Annotated in this window: 5 protein-coding genes; 4 read left to right on the top strand and 1 reads right to left on the bottom strand. The window is 74.3% G+C overall.

The window, feature by feature from the left end; genetic code table 11:
- Together KS423_RS35130 and KS423_RS48215 are read left to right on the top strand one after the other, a co-directional pair.
- On the top strand, positions 1–632 hold a 632-nt coding region (locus tag KS423_RS35130; RefSeq protein ID WP_263455568.1), incomplete at its 5' end, for a thiamine pyrophosphate-dependent enzyme.
- On the top strand, positions 629–1,597 hold the full coding sequence (locus tag KS423_RS48215; protein ID WP_224283800.1) for an alpha-ketoacid dehydrogenase subunit beta: 969 nt from the start codon (positions 629–631) through the stop codon (positions 1,595–1,597). The genes KS423_RS35130 and KS423_RS48215, both read left to right, overlap by 4 nt.
- Before the next feature lie 37 nt (positions 1,598–1,634).
- Here the strand turns inward: KS423_RS48215 and KS423_RS35140 are convergent, their stop codons facing one another.
- Positions 1,635–2,984: an acyltransferase gene (locus tag KS423_RS35140; RefSeq protein WP_224283801.1), complete on the bottom strand. Its 1,350-nt coding sequence runs from the start codon at positions 2,982–2,984 to the stop codon at positions 1,635–1,637.
- Between the two features lie 158 nt (positions 2,985–3,142).
- Here KS423_RS35140 and KS423_RS35145 point away from each other — a divergent pair, with 158 nt between their 5' ends.
- A complete protein-coding gene (locus KS423_RS35145; RefSeq protein ID WP_224283802.1) occupies positions 3,143–5,536 on the top strand; it encodes an FHA domain-containing protein in 2,394 nt (797 codons plus the stop codon).
- 309 nt (positions 5,537–5,845) lie between these two features.
- Complete coding sequence (locus KS423_RS35150; protein WP_224283803.1) at positions 5,846–6,406, top strand: DUF1304 domain-containing protein; 561 nt, start codon at positions 5,846–5,848, stop codon at positions 6,404–6,406.
- Positions 6,407–6,515: the final 109 nt, after the last annotated feature.

Below are 6,515 nucleotides of genomic sequence, written 5' to 3' on the forward strand. Positions count from 1 at the left end.
CGCCCGAACGGACGGCGGCGGACGGCTCCGTCGCCGGGCGGGCGCCGGCCGGCCGCACCCCGGTCGCGGTGGCCTTCTTCGGCGACGGCGCGCTCAACCAGGGCGTCCTGCTGGAGTCGCTCAACCTCGCCGCGATGTGGCGCCTGCCGGTGCTGTTCGTCTGCGAGGACAACGGCTACGCCACCACCCTGCCCGCCGCCACCGCCGTCGCGGGCAGCGCCACCGGCCGGGCGGCCGCCTTCGGCATCCCCGCCGAGGAGGTGGACGGCATGGACACCGAAGCCGTCCGCGCCGCCGCGCTGCGCGCCGCCGAGCGGGCCCGGAGCGGCGGCGGCCCCGGCTTCCTGGCCTGCCGCACCTACCGCTACGAGGGCCACCACACCATGGAGCGCCGGATGAAGCTGCGCTACCGCTCCGCCGAGGAGATCGGGGCCTGGCGCGAGCGCGACCCGCTCCCCCGGGCCGCTGCCCTGCTCGACCCGGCGACGGTCGCCGGGCTGGACCGGTCGGTGGCCGGACAGCTCGCCGCCGCCGAGGAGTTCGCGCTCGCCTCGGAGCACCCGGACCCGGCGGGCGCACTGGACCACCTGTACGCCGACGGGCTGCGGCCCCGGGCAGGAGTGACACCGTGACCAGGCTCTCGTACACCAGGGCGCTCAACCGGGCGCTGGCCGACGAACTCTCCGCCGATCCGGCGGTCTGCGTGTTCGGCGAGGACATCGGCGCCGGTCTGGCCGGTCCGACGCTCGGCCTGCTGGACCGCTTCGGACCGGGGCGGATCGTCGACACCCCGCTGTCCGAGCAGGCCTTCACCTCGATGGCGGTCGGCGCCGCGCTGGCCGGCCGGCGTCCGGTGCTGGAGTTCCAGATCCCGTCCCTGCTGTTCCTGGTCTTCGAGCAACTCGTCAACCAGGCCCACAAGTTCTCGCTGATGTCCGGCGGTCAGGCCACCGTCCCGCTGACCTGCCTGGTGCCGGGCTCGGGCTCCCGGGACGGCTGGGCCGGGCAGCACTCCGACCACCCGTACAGCCTGTTCGCGCACGCCGGGGTGAAGACGGCGGTGCCCGCCACCCCGACCGACGCCTACGGGCTGCTGCGCTCGGCGATCCGCGACCCGGACCCGGTCGTGGTGTTCGCACCCGCCGCCGCGATGCCCGTGCGCGAGACCGTCACCTGGGAACTCGTCCCCGTCCCGCTCGGCCGGGCCCGGATCCACCGGCCGGGCACCGACGTCACCGTGGTCGCCCTCGGGCACCTGGTGCACGACGCCCTCGCGGTCGCCGAGGAACTGGCGCCGGACCTCTCGGTGGAGGTCCTCGACCCGCGCACGGTGCACCCCTTCGACTGGCCGGCGCTCGCCGAGTCGCTGGAACGCACCGGCCGGCTGGTCGTCCTGGACGATTCCAACCGCAGCTGCGGTTTCGGCGCCGAAGTGCTGGCCACCGCCGCCGAGGAGATGCGCCTGGTCGCCCCGCCCCGCCGGATCACCCGCCCGGACGGCGCCGTCCTGCCCTTCGCCCCGGCCCTCGACCGTGCCGTCCAGCCCGGCCGTGAGCAGCTGCGGCACGCGCTGGACCTCGTGATGAAGCACCGCTGACCACGTGGGCACCCGGCTCCCCGGTGCGTACGACGGCTCAGATCACCTTGGGCAGCACCTCGGCCGACCCGGGCAGTTGGTCCTCGGCCCGCCGGAACCGGTGCAGCGCCGCCCGGCCCTCCGCCCCGCGCACCCGGGCGGCGAGCCGGGCCGGCAGCACCACGGTGGCCAGCCGGCCCTCGCCACGGAACCCCTCGACCGTCCAACTGACCCAGGGGAGCGGATAGTTGGCTGCCGGGCTGAAGAGCACCGGGCGATGCCCCTGGAAGCTCACCGCGTAGGCACCGAAACCGCTCCAGTTGGAGAAGCTGAACCGGCGCGCCCCCGGATCGAAGCCCAGCGGCACGCAGTCGCGCAGCCGTGAGCGGCCGAGGGTGGCCAGGAACCACAGGTTGGCGCGGAGGTTGAGGTGCGCGGTCGGGAACTCCTCGACCGCCGTGCGCAGCGCGCCCGCCAGCACCGCCGGACCGTCCTCGGGCCGGTGCGGCACATGGACCTCGCTCAGCAGGTTGCCCACCAGCGCGGGCGACAGGCCCAGCCGGCGGCGAGCGTTGACCGGCACGGTCAGCATCCGCTCGGCATCGTCCCCGTCCAACTCCCGGAGGGTGCTGAGGAGGTGGGCGCAGAGCACGTCACCGGAGGACAGTCGCCGCCCGGTCGCCGCACCGAACTCCTCGCCCATGCGGGCCACTTCGGCGTCGGTGAAGGCGATCTGGACGATCCGGTTGGCACGCGGCCCGGCCGCCACCTCGCGGGCCAGCAGCTCCGCCTCCTCCGCCGACGGCACCCGGAATCCGGGCCGGCCGCAGTCCTCGGCGGGGAGCACATCGTTCAGCAACTCGTCCTGGTCGTCCACGAGTTCGGCATCCGGCAGCGACTCTCCCCCGACCGCAGCGGACCAGATCCGCAGCAGCAGCATGAAGCTGTGCAGGTCACCGATCGCATGGTGCCAGGAGCAACCGAGCACCGTCCCGCCGTCGGCCGTCCGGGTCACCCGCACGGTGAGCAACGGGAGGCCGCCGGTGCGCGCGGCGGGGGCGTCCAACGGGGTGACCAGTTCGGAGCCCGGCGCCGTCACCCGGCCCATCGCCTCGGCGAGCGTGCCCTCCACACCGTAGACGTCGAACGGCACTCCGCTGTCGTCGCAGACCGCCTCCAGGACGCCCTCGACGGTGCGCAGCCGTCCGGCGAAGACCGGCACCCGCTCCAGCGCGCGGGCCAGGCCGGCGGAGAGCCGGCCGTCGTCCAGCGGGTGCTCGAAGCAGAGCACGACCGAGACGGCGAGGTCGGCGAGCATGGTGTCCATCAGTCCGCACCGCAGCACCCGGCCGGTGGCGTGCCCGGCCCGGACGGTCCGGGATCGTCGCAACTGCGGCCAGACGCTCATGGGTTCCGTTCCGAAGCACTCGACGACCTCCGGCTCCGCGCGATCCACGGGCATGCCGAACGATAGTGGCGCACGGAGGAAGTGGTCCAGTCCAATCCCGCACTCCGGAACCGCTCTCCGGCCGCCGCCGCGACCGCAGCGGCGATAGAATGCGCAGCATGGGAGAGCGCCCCGGCGCACCCACCGCGCCGCCCCTCGTACTGGCCACCGACAGCGACTCGCAGCTGATCGACCCGGCCCGGGCCTACCACCTCGGCCGCGACCCGACCGGCGAGGTCGTCCTGGACGACCCCCGGGTCTCCTGGCACCACGCGATCCTGCGCGCCACCGACGGCCACTGGCTGCTGGAGGACGTCGGCAGCACCAACGGCACCTACGACCACGGTCTGCGGGTCAGCAGCGAGGCCGTCGGCCCGGGTACCCGGCTGCGCTTCGGCGACCCGGCCGACGGCCCCTGCGCGTCCTTCACCGATCCGCCCGCCCGGGCCCCCGTCCCCGCCCCGGATCCCGTGCTCGCGGCGCAGCGGCAACCGTCCCTGGTGGCCCCGCAGCTCTCCGGCACCTTCCGCAGCCCGAGCGCCGTGCTGCGGCTTCCCGGGTACACGGTACGGATCGGCCGCTCGCCCGACAACGACCTGGTCCTGGACGACCTGGTGGTCTCCCGGCACCACGCCGAACTGCGTGAACTGCCCGGCGGCGGCCGCGAGATCGTCGACCTGGACAGCCACAACGGCACCTACCTCAACGGCGAACCGGTCCGGCGGGCACCGCTCGGCCCGGCCGACATCGTCGGCATCGGCCACTGCGCGCTCTGCCTGGCCGACGGCCGGCTGGTCGAGTACACCGACACCGGCGAGGTCTCCCTCGACGTCCGGCACCTGGTGGTCCGGGCCGGCCCCGACCACCGGGTACTGCTGGACGACGTCGGTTTCCCGCTCGCCGAGAAGGCGCTGCTCGCGGTGGCCGGCCCGAGCGGCGCGGGCAAGTCCACCCTGCTCAACGCGCTCACCGGGCTGCGCCCGGCCGACCGGGGCACGGTGCTGTACGACGGCCGCGACCTCTACCGCGACTACGCCGAGCTGCGCCGCCGGATCGGCCTGGTACCGCAGGACGACATCCTGCACACCCAGCTCACCGTCCGCCGTGCCCTCTCCTACGCTGCCGAGCTGCGCTTCCCCGGCGACACCGATCCGCACGAGCGGGAGGCCCGGGTCCGCGCGGTGATCCACGAACTGGGCCTGGACGCCCGGGCCGACCAGGTGATCGCCAGCCTTTCCGGCGGCCAGCGCAAGCGGGTCAGCGTCGCGCTGGAACTGCTCACCAAGCCGTCCCTGCTCTTCCTCGACGAGCCGACCTCCGGCCTGGACCCGGGCATGGAGCGCTCCGTGATGCGGATGCTGCGCGGGCTGGCCGACGACGGCCGGACGGTGGTCGTGGTGACCCACAGCGTGCTGAGTCTGAACGTCTGCGACCGCCTGCTGGTGCTGGCCCCGGGCGGACGGACGGCGTACTACGGGCCGCCCGGCGAGGCGCTGGAGTTCTTCGGCTTCACGGAGTGGCCGGAGGCCTTCGAGGCCTTCGAGAACGAGGACCACGCCGCCTGGCAGCAGCGGTTCCGGGAGTCCCCGCAGTACGCGCGCTACGTCGGGGCGGAGGACGGGCCGGCGCCGTACCCGCGTCCGGATCAGGGCGCTTCCGCGCTCGCACCGGTGGCACCCGCGGTCGGCCGGGAGAAGCCGCAGGGCTGGTTCTCCCAACTGGGCACCCTGGTGCGCCGGTACACCGCGGTGCTCGCCGCCGACCGGCTCTTCCTCACCGTCATGGTGATGCTGCCCTTCGTGATCGGCCTGATGTGCCGGGCGATGGCCGGCTCCCGCCTCTCCCCCGACAACGCCGTCAACTGCCTCCTCACGCTGTGCATCGGAGGACTGCTCACCGGCGCCGCCAACTCGGTGCGCGAGCTGGTCAAGGAGCGTGCGATCTACCGGCGGGAGCGGGCGGTCGGGCTGTCCGGATCGGCCTACCTGGTCTCCAAGGTGGTGGTGCTGGGCACGGTCACGGTGGCCCAGGCCGCGGTGCTGACCGTGGTCGGCCTGGCCGGGGTGGACCTGTCCTTCGCGGTGCCGACCGGGGTGGTGATGCCGCAACTGCCCGAGCTGATCATCGCGGTCGCGCTGCTCGCCTTCTCGGCGATGATGCTCGGCCTGGTGGTCTCGGCGCTGGTGGACAAGGAGGAGGCCACCATGCCGCTGCTGGTGCTCCTCTCGGTGGTGCAGATCGTGTTCAGCGGCCTGATGCTCAAGCTGCACGGCGTCCCGGCGCTGGAGCAGTTCGCCTGGCTGGTCCCGTCCCGCTGGGGCCTGTCGGCGATGGCGCGCACCGTCGAGCTGCACGGCATCTTCCCGAACGCGATCACCGCCGACCCGATGTTCCGCCATCAGCGCTCCGGCTGGCTGACGGGCATGGCGCTGCTGCCCGGGCTCTCGCTGCTGTACGGCCTGGTGGTGCTGGCGCTGCTGCGGCGGCACGAGCCGAGCATCATGCGGCGGTGACCGCCGCCCCCGGTCCGCTGCGCGGGGCCCGGCCGGGCCGCCGCCGGTAGAGTGGGAGGCGACCTGTGGTGCGAGTCGTGCCGCGCGCGACGGGGATCGCGCGGCGGAGGAAAAGTAGCCGCCCATGGACGAGTTCGCGTTCCGCCCCACCCACGTCGCCCCACCGGGCGGGATGTCCTCCCGGGCGACACCCGGCCCGGCCCGACGCCCGGCCCGACGCCCGGCTCGGCGCACTGCTGCCGCTACAGCTGCTCGACCGCCGGGGCCCGCCCCCGCACAGCCCGTCCGCCCCCACCAGACCGGTGGGCCGTGACCTCCGCCGAGCAGTCGGCCGCCGGCCTGCCCGCCGGGCTGGTCGGGCGGCGGGTCGCCGGCTACCGGCTGGAGAAGGAGATCGGGTGCCCCGCCGTTCCGCCGGGAGAACGACCTCGCGCTGCTCCGGGCGCACCTCAACGACCCGCCGCCCTCACCCTCGTCAGGAGGGAGCCGTCCGCCATGAACGCCGTGAGCCAGGTCTTCGCCGTGGTCGCCGCGGCGATCCACCTGATCGTCTGGCCCCTGGAGAGCTTCCTGTACGGGCACCCACGGGTGCGACGCCTGCTGACCGGCGGCACGGCGGACGCCCCGGAGGTCCGGCTGTGGCGCGTCAACGTGGGCTTCTACAACCTGTTCCTGGCGCTCGGCCTGGTCGCCGGCCTGGTCCTGCTGCACAGCGGGTACCCGGGGGCCGGACGGGCCGTGGTGCTCTACATCGCGGCGTTCATGGTCGCGGGTGGGGCCACGCTGTTCGCCTCGGAACCGAAGCTGTGGCGCGGCGCACTCGGTCAGGCCGTCCCGGCGGCCGTCATCCTTCTGGCCGAGGCCTTCTGACGTTCCGGCCACCGATTGTTCCGAGCGCGGCCGCGCCCGCCCTCACCCCGTGCCGGCGCCCCGCGCACCGTCCGCCGGCTCCTCGCCGCGGTGCCGCACGCGGGTGGCG

Origin of the sequence: Streptomyces sp. LS1784 (genome assembly GCF_020103755.1) — a bacterium.
Classification (GTDB): domain Bacteria; phylum Actinomycetota; class Actinomycetes; order Streptomycetales; family Streptomycetaceae; genus Kitasatospora.